General features: G+C 36.9%; 16 protein-coding genes. 10 read left to right on the plus strand and 6 right to left on the minus strand.

What is annotated here, in order from left to right; translation table 11 throughout:
* Nucleotides 1-24: 24 nt before the first annotated feature.
* The 3 genes from R2R35_RS23395 (at nt 25) to R2R35_RS23405 (ending at nt 3,998) form a co-directional block, all read left to right on the plus strand.
* Nucleotides 25-2,367 (plus strand): hypothetical protein, encoded by a 2,343-nt coding sequence (locus tag R2R35_RS23395; protein ID WP_317732256.1) that lies wholly within the window; start codon nt 25-27, stop codon nt 2,365-2,367.
* A 30-nt stretch (nt 2,368-2,397) separates the two neighbouring features.
* Nucleotides 2,398-3,384 (plus strand): glycosyltransferase family 8 protein, encoded by a 987-nt coding sequence (locus R2R35_RS23400; RefSeq protein WP_317732257.1) that lies wholly within the window; start codon nt 2,398-2,400, stop codon nt 3,382-3,384.
* Between the two features lie 131 nt (nt 3,385-3,515).
* Nucleotides 3,516-3,998: a GtrA family protein gene (locus R2R35_RS23405; RefSeq protein WP_317732258.1), complete on the plus strand. Its 483-nt coding sequence runs from the start codon at nt 3,516-3,518 to the stop codon at nt 3,996-3,998.
* A 355-nt stretch (nt 3,999-4,353) separates the two neighbouring features.
* Here the strand turns inward: R2R35_RS23405 and R2R35_RS23410 are convergent, their stop codons facing one another.
* Together R2R35_RS23410 and R2R35_RS23415 are read right to left on the minus strand one after the other, a co-directional pair.
* Nucleotides 4,354-4,890: a GNAT family N-acetyltransferase gene (locus tag R2R35_RS23410; RefSeq protein ID WP_317732259.1), complete on the minus strand. Its 537-nt coding sequence runs from the start codon at nt 4,888-4,890 to the stop codon at nt 4,354-4,356.
* A gap of 283 nt (nt 4,891-5,173) precedes the next feature.
* On the minus strand, nt 5,174-6,727 hold the full coding sequence (locus tag R2R35_RS23415; RefSeq protein ID WP_317732260.1) for an ABC-F family ATP-binding cassette domain-containing protein: 1,554 nt from the start codon (nt 6,725-6,727) through the stop codon (nt 5,174-5,176).
* A 367-nt stretch (nt 6,728-7,094) separates the two neighbouring features.
* On the opposite strand from R2R35_RS23415, the gene R2R35_RS23420 reads away from it, so the two are divergent.
* The gene (locus tag R2R35_RS23420; protein ID WP_317732261.1) at nt 7,095-7,754 is read left to right on the plus strand and encodes an HD domain-containing protein; all 660 of its coding nucleotides are present in this window, start codon (nt 7,095-7,097) and stop codon (nt 7,752-7,754) included.
* Between the two features lie 15 nt (nt 7,755-7,769).
* On the plus strand, nt 7,770-8,276 hold the full coding sequence (locus R2R35_RS23425; protein ID WP_317732262.1) for a CYTH domain-containing protein: 507 nt from the start codon (nt 7,770-7,772) through the stop codon (nt 8,274-8,276).
* Nucleotides 8,277-8,358: 82 nt separating this feature from the next.
* Here R2R35_RS23425 and R2R35_RS23430 read toward each other — a convergent pair whose 3' ends face one another.
* Together R2R35_RS23430 and R2R35_RS23435 are read right to left on the minus strand one after the other, a co-directional pair.
* Complete coding sequence (locus R2R35_RS23430) at nt 8,359-10,584, minus strand: sensor histidine kinase (RefSeq protein ID WP_317732263.1); 2,226 nt, start codon at nt 10,582-10,584, stop codon at nt 8,359-8,361.
* A gap of 28 nt (nt 10,585-10,612) precedes the next feature.
* The gene (locus R2R35_RS23435; protein ID WP_317732264.1) at nt 10,613-11,308 is read right to left on the minus strand and encodes a response regulator transcription factor; all 696 of its coding nucleotides are present in this window, start codon (nt 11,306-11,308) and stop codon (nt 10,613-10,615) included.
* Between the two features lie 736 nt (nt 11,309-12,044).
* On the opposite strand from R2R35_RS23435, the gene R2R35_RS23440 reads away from it, so the two are divergent.
* The 3 genes from R2R35_RS23440 (at nt 12,045) to R2R35_RS23450 (ending at nt 16,242) form a co-directional block, all read left to right on the plus strand.
* Nucleotides 12,045-12,944, plus strand: coding sequence for a sulfide/dihydroorotate dehydrogenase-like FAD/NAD-binding protein (locus R2R35_RS23440; protein WP_317732265.1), 900 nt, complete (start codon nt 12,045-12,047; stop codon nt 12,942-12,944).
* Nucleotides 12,945-12,954: 10 nt separating this feature from the next.
* Complete coding sequence (gene gltA / locus R2R35_RS23445; protein WP_317732266.1) at nt 12,955-14,340, plus strand: NADPH-dependent glutamate synthase; 1,386 nt, start codon at nt 12,955-12,957, stop codon at nt 14,338-14,340.
* Between the two features lie 321 nt (nt 14,341-14,661).
* Nucleotides 14,662-16,242, plus strand: coding sequence for a putative bifunctional diguanylate cyclase/phosphodiesterase (locus tag R2R35_RS23450; RefSeq protein WP_317732267.1), 1,581 nt, complete (start codon nt 14,662-14,664; stop codon nt 16,240-16,242).
* A gap of 133 nt (nt 16,243-16,375) precedes the next feature.
* Here R2R35_RS23450 and R2R35_RS23455 read toward each other — a convergent pair whose 3' ends face one another.
* Together R2R35_RS23455 and R2R35_RS23460 are read right to left on the minus strand one after the other, a co-directional pair.
* Nucleotides 16,376-17,950 carry a putative ABC exporter domain-containing protein gene (locus tag R2R35_RS23455; RefSeq protein WP_317732268.1) on the minus strand — a complete coding sequence of 525 codons (1,575 nt, stop codon included), beginning with the start codon at nt 17,948-17,950 and terminating at the stop codon, nt 16,376-16,378.
* Nucleotides 17,951-17,975: 25 nt separating this feature from the next.
* Nucleotides 17,976-18,671, minus strand: coding sequence for an ABC transporter ATP-binding protein (locus R2R35_RS23460; protein ID WP_317732269.1), 696 nt, complete (start codon nt 18,669-18,671; stop codon nt 17,976-17,978).
* Between the two features lie 725 nt (nt 18,672-19,396).
* Here R2R35_RS23460 and R2R35_RS23465 point away from each other — a divergent pair.
* A complete protein-coding gene (locus R2R35_RS23465; protein WP_317732270.1) occupies nt 19,397-20,161 on the plus strand; it encodes a lysoplasmalogenase family protein in 765 nt (254 codons plus the stop codon).
* A gap of 422 nt (nt 20,162-20,583) precedes the next feature.
* Nucleotides 20,584-21,480, plus strand: a complete 897-nt coding sequence (locus R2R35_RS23470; protein WP_317732271.1) for a DUF5688 family protein — start codon at nt 20,584-20,586, stop codon at nt 21,478-21,480.
* Nucleotides 21,481-21,534 lie beyond the last annotated feature (54 nt).

Genomic DNA, 21,534 nt, shown 5'->3' on the forward strand with positions numbered 1-21,534 from the left:
GGGAAAAGAGGTGAAGCTTGAAAAATGATAGTTGATACGAGTGCCTATGTATTATCTATGCTGCTGGTATTATTCAGCTGTATCATAAGGGATTTTCTGATACCGCTCTTTGTCTGGAGGAAATATCTTAGAAATAAAAGTTATGGCTACCGGTTTTGGTTCTGCGTGCTGACTCAAGCTGCCTTACAGATTAATCTGGTATTGCTCCTTGGTTTTTTAGATATCTGTAACCGCTATACCATAATTGCTGGTAATCTGCTGGTTTATCTCCTGATTATATGGAATTATTCCGATAAGAGATTCTTTCAACATTGTAAGGAAGGAACGGATGCTCTCTGGAATGCCTACAAAGAGGAAAGGCTTATCCGGTTTATGGTACAGGAGTTTAAAGCACTGTTAAAAGCCTTAAAAAGAACGATCCTTCAGATGCAGCTCTTTAGAACCTTAAGAAAGAACTGGCTGGAAGCAGGACTATTAATATCCCTGGTAATATATAATATCTGGTTTCTGACATATAACGTCTTACGTTATCATTGCTATCAGTTTTCAGATATCCCCATACATCAATCCTGGATATATGACTTGGAGCATGGAACTTTATTTTCTGATGGTATCTATCCCTTTGGTATGCATGCCATGGTGTATATCATCCGAATAATCTTTGATTTGAATCTGAGAGAAATTCTGTTATATGCCGGGGCTTATCAGACCGTGCTGATGATGATCGGTTTATATTTATTGGCAAAGGAGATCTTTTATGGTAAATATACTCCCGTAACAGTGGTTCTCTTTATCAGTTTTATGCTGAATCAGGGCCGTTATGCTGCCTCTCTGCCTCAGGAGGCAGGAATGTACACGGTAATCGGTGTGGCTTATTTTATGATACGCTATCTGCGCAAGGACAGACAGAAGCTCATACTGGAAAAAGACTCACGGATACGCAGGTTCTTTCGCATAAACGCATATATCAACAGACGGTATATCGATTCCGATGCCTGCCTTTTGATTTTATGCGTAGCACTTGTTATTGCATATCATTTTTATACTGCCATCGCAGCTGTTTTTCTGGTATTAGCAACGGGAATTGCCTTTCTTCCAAGGGTATTAAAAAAACAGTATTTTATACCGCTTTTATTCAGTGGAATTATGGGAGCTGTCATCGCAGTAATGCCCTTTGCTGCTTGTCTGGCGAAAGGGATACCTTTTCAGGAATCCATGGCATGGGCAACAAGTGTTATTGCTGATGAGGAATGGAATGGGAAAGGTTCGGATTATCAGCAGAGGTTAGAAGAAGCACAGGGTAAGGGAAATAATACAACAGGAGAAAACGGTTCAGATACTGCTGCGGAAGAAATCGATGGTAAGGATAAAAAACCCCATGTGAATTATTCCGCTATGACGTTTGTTGAGATCGTGCGGTATTTCTATCAGGCAATGTTCAACTTCGGACTCCTTGCAATGTTTGGAGCCAGTGCTACACAGTTCATGTTTTTTTGCATATTCAGCGGTTTTCTCTGTGCGGTTATTATGCTATTCAGAAAAAAGACCAGAAACGTGGGGCATGTGTACATAGCAATCATACTTAATATGATAGTGTTATGTATTGTCGGAGCAGCAGAAGAGTTGGGATTTATTGAACTAATTGCCGCAGCCAGAGCCTCAACCTTTGCGGAACCCTTTATCGGTCTTATTTTTATGCTGCCGGTTGACTTTGCTTTCCGAATTCTTGGTTTTTGGAAAAACCGGCATTATCAATTTACCTTAAAGGGGATTTCTGCTGTTTTTTGCGGAGTTGCAGCCATCATGATTGTAGAGATGGGCTGGTATCATTCCTTTTTTGATGTGAACCAGGCATATTATAACGAATCAGAGTATCTGCTGCGTCATATTAAGAAATCTTACGAAAGAAATACCTATACAATTGTTTCGCCTACAGATGAATACTATGATATTCTGGATTATGGCTACCATACGGAGTTATCGGAATTTATTGATATGGTCAATGGGAATAGTGAGGAATTTACCTTTCCCACTGAATATGTATTCTTTTTCATTGAAAAAAAGGTATTACAGGATTATACCTACGGACCGGTTAATGTGAATATAAAATATGCGGCAATGGATTTTACGTTTTTTGGAGATGCTCAGGATTATTATTTTCAACGTGCGGTTATAGAGTCACAGGCATTTTACTGGGCACAGAAAATATCGCAGATATATCCCAGGAATTTTAAGATTTACTATGAAGATGATATTTATGTAGCTTATATTCTGGAACAGAATACTTATAGCCCCTATAATCTGAAGGTCGATTATCTGGCTGATTATGTTGATGAGATAAAGGCAAATGGGTGGAACGCTGAGTAGTATACAATTGGTTACAGGGAGGATAGAACGATGGAACTTAATCAAAAATTATGTGTTGCTTATGCAGCCGATGATCACTATGCGAAATTTCTGGGCATTTCCATGCTGTCAATGTTTCAATCCAATAAAGACTTTAAAGAAATCGTAGTATTTATATTAGACTGTGGGATGAAAGATCCAAATAAAGAAAAGCTTCGGTCTATTGCGAAGGAATTTAAAAGAGAAATTCATTTTATGTCCATGGCAGCAGCAGTTGCCGGACTAGAGCTTAATATGGGACCCAGAAAGATATCCATTGCCTCCTATGCAAGACTGTTTCTTTCTTCTATAATTCCTGATAGCTATGACAGAATTCTTTATCTGGATTGTGATACCATAATTCGAGATAAGCTGATGGATTTCTGGACTGTGGATCTGGAAGGTTATCTGGTTGCCGGTGTTCGTGATACCGTGGACAGCTTCTTTTTAAAAAAGATTGGTATGAGACCTGATGAATATTACGTGAATGCAGGAACTATTCTGATTAATCTGAACAGCTGGCGTAAGGAAGGTCTGGAAAAAAAGTTTATTGATTTCATTAGAAAACATAATGGGAATGTTCCCCATCATGATCAGGGAACGATTAATGGAGTCTGCAGGAATAGGAAACGTATTGTCTCACCACGATTTAATGCTACCGCAAATATTTACTCCTTTACAGCAAAGACTATAAAACGTATCTATTTTTTAGACAGCTTTTATACGCAGGAAGAACTTGACGAGGCTAAGAGAAATCCTGCTATAATTCACTTTACTACCGGTTTGGTGGGAAGACCCTGGGAAGAAAACTGTACCCATCCAATGCAGGCAGAATATTTAAAGGCAGCCAAAGTATCACCTTGGAAAGAGGAGCCGCTTCAACGGGACACCAGGAAGTTTTCTGTAAAGCTGTTTTCAAGCTTTTATCGGCATGTGCCGCTTTTTGTCTCTGAAAATGTTTACAGATTTCTAAGTTTGTTGACACATGTTGGAGAATGACAGATATGGCAGATAATTATTTATGTACATTAAAGGTATTATAAGGTATACTGAAATGGACAAGCTAGTAATTGAACCTGTTTAATGTATTGAAATAAGAGCTATATTTTAAGATAAAGGAGTTCTCCAGAATGAAGAACAACGTAGAGAAGTTGATAAAAAAATTGCTGAACCGTGAAATGGTTGTATATGCGATCGCCGGTGTTATGACCACCGCAGTTAATATGGTGACATACTATCTTTTATGTTATGGTGCAGTAATAAATCATCTGATTGCTAATATAATTGCCTGGATTATTGCTGTAACCTTTGCTTACTATGTAAATGCCGGATGGGTATTTCGTGATAAACGAAGCAGTATAAGGGATGAGTCTGTTAAGATGGTGAAATTTTTTCTGGCCAGACTATTCTCATTGGGAGTAGAGGAGGGAGGTCTGCTGCTTTTTGTCAGTCTGCTTCATTTTAACAACATGGCAGTAAAAGCAGGACTGGCTGTTGTTGTGATTATTCTAAATTATATTTGCAGTAAATTTTATGTTTTTAATGGTGACAAGAAGACAAATATACTGGATTCAAGTAGAGAAACGACGAAGTCCGCTATGAGCTTGAAATAATATCCAGACAGATAAGATGATAGGATAAACAGTTTAGTCTTTTTAAGAAGCTTAAATTTGATAAGTTTTTTAAGGATTTTTAATGTAAACAGATTTTAGTAGGTTAACAAAGTTATAAAGGATATGTATTCATATTTTATAGGCTTTCTATGATTGCTTTAGATTATCATAGAAAGCCCTTTTTTATTTTGAACCGTATTGAATTATTAGGTTCAGAAAAATATCCATCCTATTTAAAAATAAGGCTATGTTTCAGAACCATGTTGATAATATGCAATTTTTAAGGGACTTTGTTAATAATTTTATTAATTCACATCTTAAGAACATTATGTATTAAGTTTACTCTAGATTAGGTTTATTTTGAACGCAAAAAATAGTGCTCTCCTTCATATGAATTGCCTTCACAAAAGTCAATTTTTAATAATGTATTCCGCCTTTCAACAGCTTGAGGTATTGCCTTAGTTGCAATCGTATCAACCTCAAACAAATCAAAAAAGTTCTCGTTACAAACGCTAAATATTTCGTTTAAGTAATCCGTTTTTTCGTATTCAGAAGAAACATCAACTCGGAGTATTCCCGTTTTAATTTTATATTTTCCCGCATAACCAAACATTTCTACTGTTCCAATAGCTTTAGATAATGATTTATCTATAATTGCAAAGCGTATAAATTCTTGCTGGGAATATGCCCAAAGCCAAGCTTTAGTGCATTGTAACATATCCTCAATTGTGTAAATACAAAAATCACCTGTACATCTGTCAGAGTTAAAAAATTTTTGTGCCTTACTATCAGAATAACATTTAAGTAGATCTTCGGAATCTTCTTCTGAAACGAGTCTTAAAATAAAACTTTCTGTTTCAAAAGTAGGGCATATTTCATAGGGGTTCTTCATAAAAATCCTCCTCATCATGTATAGTATAGAACTTTCTTTGTGTCACAGAACTTACCATTGTGCCACAAAAATTTACAATTCTCTATTTGCTTTATTATATAACAGGGAGAGGTATTATTTCAAATATTTTGTTATTTCTGGTTGTCAGGCTTTGGTAATGACATTCTTCCTTAAGCATTAATGATGTTTAACAGGCCGCTTATTATGAAATGAAACAGGCTGCATTGATAGAAAGAAACCGGATTATATGGATAATACTCCATACAACCCGGTTTTCATTTATTTAAATTTTGGTAGACCAGTTGGAGCAATCCCATACCTTCGTAGCAAAATCTTCATAGAATTCTGGCTCATGGCATATAAGCAAGATACTGCCGCCATATTCCTTCAACGCTCGTTTCAGTTCCTCTTTGGCTTCTACATCCAAATGGTTTGTAGGCTCATCCAATAGCAGAAGATTGGTCTCCTGATTGATCAGTTTGCATAATCTAACCTTGGCTTGCTCGCCGCCGCTAAGAACGCGAACCATACTCTCGATGTGTTTTGTTGTTAAGCCGCATTTTGCCAATGCTGAACGTACTTCATACTGAGAATAGGAAGGAAATTCCTTCCATAACTCTTCGATACAGGTATTATTCTTAGCACCTGTCATTTCCTGCTCAAAATAACCTTTGTAAAGATAATCACCTAAGGATACCTTTCCTTCAAGAGGAGGTATCAGTCCAATGATACTTTTTAATAAAGTAGTTTTACCGATACCGTTAGCGCCCTTTAAGACTACTTTATCACCGCGTTCCATGGTCAGGGTCAGAGGTTTGGATAAGGGCTCATCGTACCCGATTACAAGATGCTCTGTCTGGAAAATGAATCTTCCCGCCGCTCTGGCTTCCCTAAAATAAAATTCAGGCTTGGGCTTCTCTTTTGCGAGTTCGATAACATCCATCTTATCCAGCTTTTTCTGCCTGGACATGGCCATGTTCCTGGTAGAGACCCTGGCTTTATTTCTTGCAACAAAGTCCTGCAGTTCGTTGATTTCCTGCTGCTGTCTTTTATAGGCGCTTTCAAGCTGGGCTTTTTTGACTTCATATACTTCCAGGAATTTATCATAGTCTCCCACATAACGGTTCAGCTCGGCATTTTCCATATGATAAATTATATTAATAACACTGTTTAAGAATGGTATATCATGAGAGATAAGGATAAAGGCATTATCATACTCATTTAAGTAACGCTTCAGCCATTCAATATGCACGGTATCCAGGTAGTTGGTAGGCTCGTCCAATAAGAGAATATCCGGTTTCTCTAATAACAGCTTACCCAATAACACCTTAGTTCTCTGACCACCGCTTAATTCGGTTACATCTTTATCAAGGCCGATTGCATCAAGACCAAGTGCACGGCCAATTTCTTCTACCTTGGAATCTATAATATAGAAATTATTATTGTCAAGGGTTTCCTGTATGGTACCAAATTCCTCCATAATATTCATAAGGCTGTCCGAATCCGCATCAGCCATTAAATTACATAGATCATTCATTTTCTTCTCTAATTCGAAGAGATAGGAAAATGCAGATTTTAAGACTCCTCGGATGGTCATGCCTTTGTCCAGAACGGAATGCTGATCAAGATACCCCACTCTGACATTTTTGGCCCACTGAATATTGCCTTCATCCGGCATAAGTTTTCCGGTAACAATGTTCATGAAGGTAGATTTTCCTTCCCCATTGGCACCAACCAACCCGATATGTTCCCCTTTTAACAGGCGGAAAGATACATTATTAAATATGGCCCTGTCACCAAATCCGTGAGTAAGATTCTCAACATTTAAAATACTCATAAGTACTCCTCGCGATAATAAATTATTTATCAATCATTCAGTTAAGATTTTGTGCAATCTCAACTAAAAGTCACTTAATAAATTATACATATTTTTTTTGCATTTTCAAGTAAAATAATAAATGCAGAACTGGTAAATTCTTTTCAAGATGGATATTATCTGATACAATATGGAAGTAGGGTGATCAGGTGATGTAAGGTGATAAAATTTACATTTGCTTTACCAAACTTAAGTATGACAGTGTTACAATGGAGTTATCCTTTTAAATTGATATTATCAGTGATTATATCGCTACAGTTGGGTGTATTGTATATTTTCATACTGGAAGGATATTATATAGTTGGATAACAGGAGGCAATAGAATAGAGTGATAACTTATCGTGAAATTAAGAAAATACCTCAAATCAGAACATATATTCAGAAAGCGGATGAAGCCTTAGGGGCTCTGGGATACACAGAGCATAGCTTTGCCCATGTGGGGATAGTAGCTGAAAAAGCGAAATATATTCTATCAACTTTAGGATATCCGGAGAGAACCATTGAACTGGCTCAGATAGCAGCTTATATGCATGATATCGGTAATGTGGTAAACCGGGTAGACCATGCTCAGAGCGGAGCAGTTATGGCCTTTCGTATTCTGGACAGACAGGGTGTGGAGGCAGAAGATATCGCAGTGATAATCTCAGCCATTGGCAACCACGATGAAAGTACTGCCTTTCCCGTTAATGAGGTGGCGGCGGCCCTGATACTTGCGGATAAGACAGATGTGCGTTACACCAGAGTCAGAAACCGTGATCTTGCAAGCTTTGATATTCATGACAGAGTTAATTATGCGGTTAAGGAAGCAGAAACGGTAATAAATGAGGATAAGACCAAGCTTACCCTGAACCTGACCATTGATACAGAGTTTTCTTCTGTAATGGATTATTTTGAAATATTCTTAGATCGTATGGTACTGTGTAAAAAAGCTGCACAAAAACTAAACCTAAGATTCCAGCTTATTATAAATGGACAAAAGATACTGTAACCTGGAAGGAGCTTAATGGAAACGGAGAGAAAATTTTTATTGAACAAATTACCGGAAGACTTATACTATTTTCCGGTTAAAAATATTGAACAGGGATATCTGTGTACCAATCCGGTAATCCGAATTCGCAGAAGCAACGAGGATTATTATATGACTTACAAATCACGGCTGAATGTAACGAAAGAAGATAGCGTTGCATTGGTATGTGAAGAAGTTGAGCTTCCTCTGACAAAAGAGGCATATTATCATTTGAGAGAGAAAACGGATTTAAGGCTTATAACCAAGAAACGGTACTTGATTCCACTGGAAGCAGGACTTACCTGTGAGCTTGACATATTCGAAGGGGAGTTAGAAGGCTTAATCTTTGCTGAAGTAGAATTTAAATCTGAAAAAGAAGCGGGAAAATTCAAACTGCCGGATTGGTTTGGCAAGGAAGTTACTTTTGATGACAGATATAAGAATAATGTATTAGCATTGACAAAAGATTTGTCAGAACTTAATCTTGAGGTATTAAATACTTGAGCTAAGTGATATTGTGAGATAAACAGGAAGTCATCCTGAGGACAAAGGGATAAGAAGTTTCGCAAATAAAAGAAAGTGACTCTTAAGGTAAGATGTCACTTTCTTTTGTTATTCTGGTCTCACTGGTATAGCGGTCCTGCTTTTTAAAACGAAGGACTGCATTAAACAGGTCCCCATCCAACTCTATGTCAAAGGTTCCTTCCTGAATGGCTGCAAGACTCTTGGAAATGGATAATCCAAGACCGCTGCCTTCTGTATTTCTGGAAGAATCTCCTCTGACAAAACGCTCCATTAGTTCTTCTGAGCTGATGTTTAATTTGGCGGCGGAAATATTCTTCACCGATACAACAGCCATGTCATCTTCGGTAAAGATGTTAATATAAGCTCTCGTTCCACTTAAAGCATATTTGACTACATTGGAAAAAATGTTTTCTATAATACGATAGGTACTTCTTCCATCCGCCATGATATAGATGGGTTCCTGGGTTACGGTGAGGACAGGCTCAATATTATGGTCGGAGAATTTATCTTCAAATTCACCCAATGACTGACGGACAAGTTCAACAAAATTTAAGCATTCCAGGTTCAATACCAGTACGCCGGAGGAGGCTTTGGAGGCTTCCACCAGATCTTCAATAAGAGTCTTTAAACGCCAGGTCTTACCGGATAATACTTCCAGGTATCCTGCTGCAGTTTCATTTTGCAGATTTTCTTTTTTTAAGAGATCTACATAATTTATAATGGAAGTAAGAGGTGTTTTAATATCATGGGAAACATTTGCAATAAGTTCTGTTTTAAGTCTTTCGCTCTTAACCTTTTCCTCTACGGCAGCTGAAAAGCCTTCGCTGATATTATTAATATCGATAGCAAGAGAGAGTGAAGGTTCATGCATCTTGTCCACAGGTATTTTGTGCTTTAGATTACCATCTGCCAGCTTCTTTGTCTCGCGGCTGATTATCTTAAAATCAATTACCTGCTTCATCAGGCCATAGAAGAGGAATAAATAACCGAAGATGCTGACTGTCAGGAAAAGCGGTACTGGCCAAGGGGTCAGCTTATATCTGTAAATAATAAAACCTGTTACTTCCAGCGTGATAAAAAATAGAATCAAAGCGGCAAACCGGAAGGTAATACTTCTGCCGGCTATAAATTCCCGAATAAAATAACGCAGCTTCATACCAAAGAGGTTAAGATAAGAATTGGTAAAAAATACATTCTTTTTGAATCTTCGAACCAGACTCAGGAAGCCAAATAAACTAAAAGGATAAAGAATCGTATAACCAATTCCAAGCAGTATGGAATAGTCAAGACCAAAATCGTGCAGCAGATAGCGGCATAATTTAATATCCAGGAAATAGAGCAGAGTTATACCACTGACAATAAGTAGCAGTCCGGTCTCGGTCCTAACACGGTCAAAGCCTATAAGTGTAACCTGATCGGATTTATTTGAATGTCCGGCAAAAAAGACAATTAAAATAAAAAAGACCAGAAGCAATGCAAAGGATATGGGAACGGGATGCAGCGAATTCGTATAATTTCGATAAAGGGTATTAAAATGATGGTACATCGTACCGAATTCATCCGCTTTGTTTGGAAAGTTATTAACAATGGTTGTACAAATAATATATTCGCCCCGATTGGTTTCTGTTTCGTCCTCGCTGTTTATGACAACCCCCCGGATGTAGTCCATTACCCAGGTTAAATTTTCATCATTTAAAGACTGATAATTACGGTTTACATTGGTGGCATATTTTTCTGTTTCTGTATTAATGATCAGGTAGGCATTGTTTGTCTTTTTTACATGCTCCAGATATTCCTTCTGGGTCATTTTATCCTTACCTTCTTCATTGGTCTTATAAACTTTGTTTTCCAGCGCTGCAGAAGTATAAACGGCTCCAGTCTTTACGTTTTTTACATAATACAGAAAATTACTGTTGGTTTGATTGAGTATGGCATTATAATAATCGAACTGTTCCTGTTCGCTTTTATTGTTCGTATTCTTCTTTTTCGATTTTGGATTGACCACTTCTTTTTCAAAAAGAGAGGAGATATCTGTTGAAGATGGATCAAACCCAATACTTCCGGAGTAGCCCTTTTCTCTGTAGTCAACATATACGGCAACCCGCTCTACATATTTCAGATATTTGTTCTGGAATTCAGAAGTCTCTTTAAAGTCAGAAGTATTTGTAGTATAGGAATCAAGATATTTAAAAATATGATAAGTCCCAATGGTCAGGGTAAGACCGGACAGAAACAGGACGATATGTATCAATATTTTTATATACATTGAACCTTTAATTCTATTCATAAAGTACCGCAGCCTTTCTAAAATAAGATTAGTATTTCTCTACCTTGTATCCGATACCCCAGGCTACCTTTAAGTATTTGGGTTCCTTTGGATTGATTTCAATCTTTTCCCTGATATGGCGTATATGCACAGCCACGATGTTATCCGCACCATAAGAAGGCTCATTCCATATGATTTCGTAGATTTCATTGATAGAGAAAACTCTCCCTTTATTCTTAACCAGGAGTTTTAACAGGTTATATTCTATCGGAGTAAGCTTGATCAGCTCTCCGTCGACATAGACTTCCTTTCTGTCATCATTTACTACCAGACCGCCGGAGGAATAGATATTCTGTTCCTCTGATACGATGCTGCCAAGCTTTGTGTATCTTCGCAGGGCAGATTTCACCCTGGCTATAAGCTCAAGTGGATTAAATGGTTTGGTGATATAGTCATCGGCACCGACATTTAGACCTAACACCTTATCACTGTCTTCGGATTTGGCAGTTAGTAATATAATAGGGAGAGTGCTGTTATTTTCCCGTAATTTCATCGTAACCCGGATACCGTCCATCTCAGGCATCATGATATCCAGAAGAACCAGGTGGATTTCTGAGGCTTCTATCGTTTCCAAGGCCTGAATTCCGTTATAAGCTTTTATAATATTATAGCCTTCAGCACTAAGATAGATCTGTATGGCATCAACAATTTCTTTATCATCATCACAAACTAAAATGTTATACATATAAGCTCCCATCTGTGCGCACGAACGCACTTAAATATCAAGATATTGAAAAAGCGTTATTTATAGAGTATCAAACAGTGCGCTTCACACACCTCCAAATGAAATACTGTAGTAACGCTTTTCTTTCATAATAACTTTTCGCAGCCTGCGACTGTTTTTAGAACAGCTGGCTGTTTTCCCCGATTTTTATTATACCTTATTTTGTGTAAAACATCTAGTATTTATAATTTGAGATAAAGAATAACCCTTATATTCACATTAAATTTAGAAATTAATAGAATGATTGTTAGGAGGATAAAACTTTGATTGATAAAAATATAACGATTAGTTTGTGACTAATAGGAAAATTGTATAATATAACGACAAAATAACTGAGAGATTTTCAAAATTATATAAAAATGACCATTTGACTGCAATTAAAGGAAAGGGGTGGATTTTTTTGAGCAGATAATCTATAATGTATTTTACTAGAGCAAACTGCTGTGTAGAGATTGATAATTATTTAACATAGGATGTTATGTTAAATGTATATGTTTAACGAAATATAAAGATTGCAACTATATCAATTAATCTAAATTTTCTTTGTGAGGTTTAGCTGTACATATTGTATTGACTATGGCAAAGAGATATTTTGTTTAATACTTTATAGCAAGTTAACGTATTACGTTCTCATAGCGGATGAAATAAAAATGCAGGAATTTTCTTGTACGGAGAAGCTCAGTAGGAGGAATAGGTAATGTACAAAATATTGAAAAAGGAAACCCTGGCACCGAATATTTACTTAATGGATATAGAGGCGAAAAGAGTTGCGAAATCTTGTTATCCAGGGCAGTTTGTAATTGTTAAGATGGATGAGAAGGGTGAACGTATTCCTTTGACCATATGCGACTATGATCGTGAAATTGGAAGCGTTACCATTGTATTTCAGGCTTTAGGTTCTTCAACCAAGCGTATGGCTGAGTATGAAGTAGGGGATGAGTTCAGGGATTTTGCAGGTCCTTTGGGAAGAAAATCCGAACTGATCGACGAACCCGAAGCTGAACTTCGTAAGAAAAGCATTCTTTTTGTTGCAGGTGGTGTTGGTACAGCCCCTGTTTATCCTCAGGTTAAATGGATGAAAGAACAGGGATATGATGTAGACTGCGTTATCGGAGCCAGAAACAAAGACCTTATAATTCTGGAAGATGAGATGAAGAAAGTTGCAAAGAATGTTTATGTGACAACCGATGACGGCTCCTACGGTTTTAAAGGAAATGTCAATGACTGTATAAAAGACCTTGTGAATAATCAGGGTAAACACTATGATCTGGTTATTGCTATCGGACCTGTAATCATGATGAAATTTGTCTGTATACTGACCAAAGAGATTGGTATTCCTACTATTGTAAGTATGAATCCCATAATGGTAGACGGAACCGGTATGTGTGGTGCCTGCAGACTGACTGTTGGTGGCAAGGTTAAATTTGCCTGTGTAGATGGACCTGAATTTGATGGACATCTAGTGGATTTTGATGAATCCATGAAGAGACAGCAGATGTATAAGACTGTGGAAGGCAGAGCTATCTTAAAGGAAAAAGAAGGAGCAACCCACAAAGGGGGCGGCTGTGGCTGCAGTGATGACCCCGCAGACAGATAGGAGCTAAAAGATGGACGTATTGAAGAAGACACCTGTAAGAGAGCAGGATGCCAAAGAAAGAGCACATAACTTCAAAGAAGTTTGTTTAGGATATAACGATGCTGAGGCGAAAGAAGAAGCCCTCAGATGTTTAAAATGCAAAAATGCCAAATGTATTGGTGGATGTCCTGTGAGTATTGATATTCCGGGCTTTATTAACCAGGTTGAGAAAGGCAATGTAGAGGAAGCTTACAAAGTTATAAGCAATTATTCTGCTCTGCCTGCTGTCTGTGGACGTGTATGTCCTCAGGAATCCCAATGTGAAGAAAGATGCATCAGAGGTATTAAAGGAGAACCCATCTCCATTGGTAAATTAGAGCGTTATGTAGCTGACTGGGCAAGAGAAAAGGGAATCAAACCTGAAATGCCTACAGAGCAGAAGAATAAAAAAGTGGCGGTAATCGGCTCCGGACCTGCCGGATTAACCTGTGCAGGGGATCTTGCCAAAGCAGGTTATGACGTAACTATCTTTGAAGCACTTCATGAAGCTGGTGGTGTATTGGTTTATGGTATTCCTGAATTCCGTTTGCCAAAAGAGACAGTTGTTAAGAGCGAAATTGAAAATGTCAAAGCACTTGGTGTTAAGATTGAAACCAATGTAGTTATCGGAAAATCTACCACTATCGACGAATTGATGGAAGAGGAAGGCTTTGAGGCTGTATTTATCGGATCAGGAGCAGGGCTTCCAAAATTCATGGGAATTCCTGGTGAGAATGCAAATGGCGTATTTTCTGCCAATGAATACCTCACCAGAAACAATCTTATGAAGGCTTTTGAGGCCGGATATGATACACCTATTGCTGCAGGTCAGAGAGTGGCAGTAGTGGGCGGCGGAAATGTAGCAATGGATGCTGCCAGAACAGCATTAAGACTTGGAGCAGAGGTTTATATTATCTATAGAAGAAGTGAAGAAGAACTCCCTGCCAGAGTAGAAGAAGTACATCATGCCAAGGAAGAAGGTATTATCTTTAAATTCCTTACGAATCCTACAGAAATCCTTGTGGATGAAAATGGCTGGGTCAAGGGAATGAAGTGTGAAGAAATGGAGCTTTTAGAGCCGGATGCATCTGGCAGAAGAAGACCTGTACCCAAAAAGGATTCTGAATTTGAGCTGCCGGTAGATACCGTAATCATGTCCCTGGGCACAAGTCCTAATCCTTTGATTTCATCAACAACAGAAGGCCTTGACCTGAATAAATATAATTGTATCGTAGCAGATGAAGAAACCGGAAAGACAACAAAAGAAGGTGTATTTGCTGGTGGAGATGCAGTTATTGGTGCGGCAACGGTTATTCTTGCCATGGGTGCCGGTAAGAAAGCGGCAAAAGCAATGGATGAATATTTAAGTAATAAATAGTAATAACAGTATAGAACCGAGGTTCTGAAAAATGTCAACATTTTTTAGAACCTTTTCTGTTTTAAACTTAGAGGAAAGAAGTGTTGCAATTTACTGTGTTGATTTATCTTTATATGTTCAGTCGTTATTATGCTGTAAGCTTTCAGAGTTTCTGATGCAAAAATGTCCGGACAGTCCGATAAGCTTAAAATTAGGCCTTGATTGATTGTGCAAACTGTGCAAAAAGTAAAAAAAGATTGCTATAAGAGCTGTTTGTTGGTATAATATGTTGTAAAACAGGCTCAATATAGAAGGAGAGCCCAAGAAAATTGGGGTACAAGAATGTTAATTGATATGATTAGTCTCGAGATACAGGGAGGGGAGAAAGTATATGTATTACCTTACATAACAGGTAATATGATATTTATTTCAACTGGTGTATGTGTACTTCTCCTAATCGTATTTGCAATCATCCATAATAGAAAGAGTAAAGCTTTCAAAACACTGGACGGACAGAAGAAGTATTTGGAAGAAGAATTTGGTACTCTCGAAATTTCCTTTGAAGAAGCCGTTAATAACAAGAACCAATTGCAGACCAAAAACGAAGAACTAAGAAAAAATAATGAAAAACTCAAGAAATTAGCCTATTCAGATTTACTGACCCAGCTGCCGAACCGTTATGCACTTACGGAACTTTTAGATAATGTTATGTTAACACTGAGAAATGAAGAAGTGGTAGCATTAATGTATATCGATGTGGATGATTTCAAGCAGATTACCGATAATCTCGGACATTCCTATGGGGATGAGCTCTTAATAGACATAACCCACAGGCTCAAACAGTCCATCGATGAGAACGATTTTCTGGCGAGACTTGGAAGTGATGAATTTATCATACTGTCACAAAATTTTACAGATATCGGTGAATACGAAGATAAACTAAAGAAGATTCTTAAAGTATTTGAATACCCCTTTGTATTATCCTTAAAAGAATATTTTGTTACTGTTAGTATCGGTATTGCAATGGCGCCAAAAGATGGAAAGACCACCCAGGTGCTGCTTAAAAATGCCGATTCTGCCATGTATTCAGCAAAAGTTACCGGTAAGAACACCTTTGCATATTTTAAGCCTGCTATGAATGAGAGGCTAATGGAGAAAATACAAAATCAATCGGAATTGAGACGCGCTATAGAAAAACGTGAATTTATCGTATACTATCAGCCTCAGATTGACCTTAACACAGACAAGGTAACTGGTTTTGAAGCATTGGTAAGATGGGATCATTCTGAAAAGGGAATATTAAAACCCTCTGAATTCATATCCCTATCAGAAGAAACAGGTCTGATTGTACCAATTGGTATTATTGTTATGGAAGAAGCTTTAAAACAGTTAAAGGAATGGCAGGATAAAGGTTATAACGATTTGACCATGAGTATTAATGTGTCTGTCAGACAGTTAAAGGATAATGATTTCTATTCCAAAGTAAAAGAAGTGATTGAGCAGACTGGAGTAAATCCTGCAAATGTTGAACTGGAAATTACCGAATCAGTTGCTCTGCAGGAAAGTGAACATGCAAAATCAGTTATTGAAGCCTTAAGTGAACTGGGTATTTCCTTTGCGCTGGATGACTTTGGTACCGGATATTCCTCCATGAATTATCTAAAGCTGTATCCCATCAGCAGCATAAAGATGGATAAGAGCTTTTTGGACACCCTCTTTACCGATGAATTTAATAAGAGTATTATAGAGTCAACCATAGCACTGGTACAAAGTATGAATCTTACAGTTACAGCTGAAGGTCTGGAGAGCAGTGAACAGGAGGAATTCCTAAAAAGTGCAAGATGTAACAGGGCTCAGGGATTCTTATACAGCGAAGCTTTGCCAGTGAATCAAGCTGAAGCGTTTCTTATTAGCAATAAATAAAGCAACAATAAACATGCTCCACTTCATGATATATATTTGAAAACCCAAATATATGCCATGAAGTGGAGCATGTATTGTTTTCATGTTGAAGTTTACTGATCTCTATTGATAAAATCCAGATCTCTTATTATTATCAATTCTTCTTTTGCATGGTAGGCATATCGGAAGCATGGAGTACCCCCCGGCTGAAAAAGAAAAATAGTGCTGCAAGAATAATTTCCCATAAACTTAACAGAATAAGTCCAATACCTAAGGCGTTTACCGTGTATGCAATTACGAAAGCAATAAATCCAGGTACCATTGTAAACATAATAAAGAAAAGATAGATAAACAATAAAAGTCCCTGGCTAATAATATTCTGAAAGATTCGCTGAGAAAACATATTGGCAGCAATCAGGTAAATTGAAAAACAGCTGCGTGCTATGGCACATAGCAAAGCAATTACAGGATTCCAGTTTGTAAAAATAAGTGCAGGCAGAAACATAAGGAAACTCTCTAGTATATGTTTTAATATGATTTCACCGTTACTCCAGATAATTTTACGAAAGGAGGATTCCGGTATTAAGTAGATGTAGTGAGTGTAGAGTTCCTTTAAACCCCGACCGGTACCGATGAGAAAACATTGCAGATAAAAGGAAACCGCCAAAATGATCAGCATGGTCATGCTTTCTTTGTTAAAATAGGCAGCTATATTTGCACCTGCGATCATAAATAATGAACTGCCATCCAATAAAGAAAGTCGATTATTTCTCGAGGACTCTAAAAGATGCTTATATAATATTGCCTGTGCACCAAAACCGGCAAGACGTTTATTTCCCTTATTAATTTTCTTTGGAGTCTTTCCAACAGCGTTGATGTTGCCTTCTGTAAGTGCTCTTTTCTTCTCAAAGGAGGTTTCGGTAGCCACTAATACATCCTCATAATAATCGGAATTATATAAGATAATTACAGCTATAAAAAAGATACCAAGAAGCAAAGTGAGTAAGAGATTAAAACCTGCACCTGCCATATTCCCTGCCAGATAGGTACGAAGGCTTTCTGTAATCCAGCCCACTATTGGAAGCAGCTTTAAACTACCTTTCTCAATAATATAAAAGAGAGTTTCTTTATAATCCCCTAATTCTAAATATTTTCTAATGTATTCAACAGCCAATACTGCTATCGGTAATATTGCTATAATTTTAACTATCTTTTTACGACGTTCTTGCTGATTCGTTATCATGTATATTGCCAGAGACATAAATTCACAGATTAAAAGTGCCAATACATATGCAACAAAGAAAAGGAACAAATGGATTGTATTCAGACCTAAGGAGGCAAAGGTAGTACCTTGCAGCAGTAAGAATAATCCTCCTATAAGACTTTTTCCAGCCTGTGATAATATACCGTAACCAAGGATTTGCTTTGGATTAACAGGTGCACCAAAGAGCAGATTTACATCACTCATTTCAAAGAAACTGCTGCCAGAGGATAATCCCTTTGAAATACCTCCAAAGTAGAAAAACATCAGATAAACGGTAAAAAATACAAGCAACCACTGGGGTTTGGCTTCTGTTGGAAGTGCAGGAGTGGTTAAAACGGTAAGCACTATGGAATACCCAAAGAACAGGAGAATAAAAAGGTATAAGATAACCATAGATGGTTTCCGTAGCATATTTTTAAATTTATTTTTTAAAGTTCTTGTTATTAAAAAAATTATACTGTTCACAATTACTCCTATCTGTGTTCTTAATTTATTTGCCTTCGGTTATGGAAAAGAACAAGGCTTCCAGACTGCTCTGACTGTCCAGATCTTTTCGTCTTTTGCTCTCCATGATCCTTCCATCTTTCATGATATGTGTTGTATCCCAAGTCTCTTCCATGCTGTCAATCATATGTGTGCTTATGATAATGGAATTCCCTTCGGCCTTCAATTCAGTAATAATTGATTTTAATTCTCTTATAGCATGTGGGTCTAACCCAACAAATGGTTCATCAAAAACAATTGCCTTGGGATTGGGTAGGAGAGCACAGCAGATACTGACCTTTTGCTGCATTCCTTTTGACAGTTCCTGTCCTAATTTGGTACGTTTATCTGCCAGCTCAAAACGAGTTAAGAGTTCTTCTGCATAGTCCTCCCAATTTTTTAGGCGATATGCCCTGGCTATGAATTGAAGATGTTCCTCAACGGTAAGCATCGGGTACATAGCCGGAAGTTCCGGTACATAACCTAATTCTCTTTTCGCTTCTATACTATGGTTGTCATAACCATTAATCATAATAGTACCATCGAAACGCAAGAGTCCACAGATACTCTTTATCAAGGTAGATTTACCGGCGCCGTTGGCACCGAGCAGCACAGTGATCTCTCTATCACCGGCTTCCAGGCTGATATCATTGCTGGCAATGGTTTTACCATATTTTTTTGTTACATTTTTAACCTGTATCATAATGCCTCCTAAATAGATAGAATTTATGTAGTTTGTTTGTCTCATGCAATAAGGAGAATGGCTGATAGTCATATGGGAATATTATACATGAAAAGGTACACAAAGTATAGAGTGAGTTAAGTTAAATCCATTCTTCCTTTAAGGATAAATTTATCCATTGCTGTTGGATAAACCTATTCTTTCCTCAAGAATAAATGTATTCATTGCTGTTAGATAAAATCATTCTGCCCTCGAGAATAAATGTATTCTTTGCTATTGGATCAGCGTATTCTTTCCTTTAGAGGGATAGATTTTTAGCTTAGTACCTCCTTTATTCCTCTATCCTAGAAGTACTTGTAAAAATGTCACATCCAATTTTGAGCTTCTTTTTTCAACACTCCATCCGCATTATAACAGTTCTTTTGTATTACCTGTCTATTGTTTATTTAAATAAATTTTATTCTATCTAGTAATAACTTAAATATGTGGTGTACAATACTTCCATATCAGTTATAATCAAGAATGAATGAGTGTAATATGAAAGGGAGTAAGACAGATCCTTGCAATAGGGGTATTATTGAGATTAATTCTATTGCATTCTGTAAATTAATGTAATTGTTCTTTGGGAATGAAGCATATACGATAAAATTGGAAGTGCAACAAATTACGTATTATTTAGAAAATGAATTATGAATTAAAATCAAGAGGATACTACGATAGACTTAATAGTTAAAAGAGGAAGAACAATGAGTAATAAGAAATCGATGCTATTATATTTGACATTTTTTTATGTACTAACAGAGTTAACTATCTATGTAAGTTTTATGACAGGAGATATAAACGGCTCTTTAAAGATTACTACGATTACTTGGCTAAAATACAGTTCAGTGCTGTTGTGTTTATTATATTCAGTAATTGTTTTTATACTGCTTCAAGAAAAAGATACACTAATCCTTGCTGCTGCTCTGTTTTTCACCGGCTTATCAGATTATTTTTTACTTTTTACTAACAGTTTTACGTTTGGCATGCTTTCATTTTCAATAGTGCAGCTTATCTATCTCCTAAGACTGTGGTATTTGGATAGAGGGGCAGTTTTAATCTATCGATCTTTATTAAATTTATTACTGTGGGCAGGGGCTTTAACTATATTAAAGCTATTAGGTATTATGAATGAGAATACAGAATTATCTGATAAGCTGCTGCTTTATGTGGCAAGTTTTTATTTTGTTACCATACTTCACAATGTTATAAGGTCCTTTATTCATATGAACAAATGCAAAAGTTCAAAATCAATTATCTTCTCACTGGGAATGTTTTTATTTATTTTTTGCGATATTAATGTAGGTATCTATAATCTGGAAGGTTTTATTGCCATAGATCAGGAAATTTTTCATAAACTATATCAATTCGCAGAAGTAGCTATGTGGATGTTTTATTTGCCGGCACAGGTCTGTATTGCTTTAAGCGGCAGTATTGAAAGCGTGAGTAAAGTAAATCTGACGAAAAAGTGAGAGGAATTTTGTGAAGAATTATTTCCATGATTTTCTTGAACAGTTTCTGGTTATCTGTTATCATACTTAATAAGTCAAGTTTAACTATCTGGGAGTAATCTTTTTATCTATAGTTATCATCCTGTAAGTATCATCCTATTAAATAACTCAATGAAATCATCAAATGTTAAATCATGAAACGTAATATAATTAATTAAAAGTAAACGAAATCATCAAACTTAAAATTATCAAAAGGAATAAACACAAAAGCAATGTAATTTCAGTAATTTGCTAAATCAGTCTAAAAACTTCTCATTACTTCTAATGCTATCACATTTCATTTCCGCAATACCCAGACAATACTGACCTATAATGCAAGAAACGGCTCAGGAAAGTTCAGCTTCCTTTGCTGTTTATTAATAAAACAAATAAAGGAGAGTTATATGCCGAGAAATCTGAAAAAGTTAGATTTCAGTTCATTTGCAGTACAACTGAAAGAACTTGTAAGCTCACAGCTAGGTGAAGAATTTGAATTATATCTTCACACTGTTACCAAAAATAATGGAGGTTCAAGAGAAGGTATTGTAGTCAGGAAAAAGGAGGAACGGGTAACGCATAGCATTTACCTGGAGAGGTATTACAAGAAATACATAAAAAACATGGAACTTGAGACGATTGCAGTGGAGTTTATACAGGCTTACAGGCAAGCTGCCCAGAATAATCTGCCGGAGGCGGAAATGCTGGAGGATTTTGATAAGATTAGAGATAATATATTCTTCCGGTTGGTCAACTATCAGAAAAATGAGATTATATTAAGTGATATACCCTTTCTGCCCTTTCTGGATCTGACTATTACTTTCCATTGCCTGGTTCAGAATAAAATGGATTATATCAGTTCGTTAAGGATAACAAATCATCATCTGGAACTTTGGGGGATTAATATTAAAAAACTGACAGAGGTTGCCAAAGATAATACTCCTCGGATTTTTCCTGCATCCATCAGAACAATGGAGGAAATTTTTCGTGGTTTTTCCTTGGCAACGGAGGAGGATGTAAATCCTATGTATGTCGTTTCGAATAACACTGGTATCAATGGGGCCAGCTGCTTGCTGTACAAAGATGTAATTTCTGTTTTGGCAGGAGAACTGAACAGCAATCTCTTTATCCTTCCAAGCAGTATTCATGAAATCATAGTTATGAAAGATGACGGATTTATTGGGAAAGAGGAACTTGCACAAATGGTTAAAGAGGTGAATCTAACACAGGTGGCGGAAGAAGATTTCTTGTCTGACAGCGTTTATTATTATTCGGCTGACGAGCAGAGGATCATAAAAGCATAAGTTTTATATTTGAAATAACTTCAATGTGAAAATTGTAGTGAAATTTTCATAATT

The sequence above is a fragment of the Anaerocolumna sp. AGMB13020 genome (assembly GCF_033100115.1).
GTDB lineage: Bacteria > Bacillota > Clostridia > Lachnospirales > Lachnospiraceae > Anaerocolumna.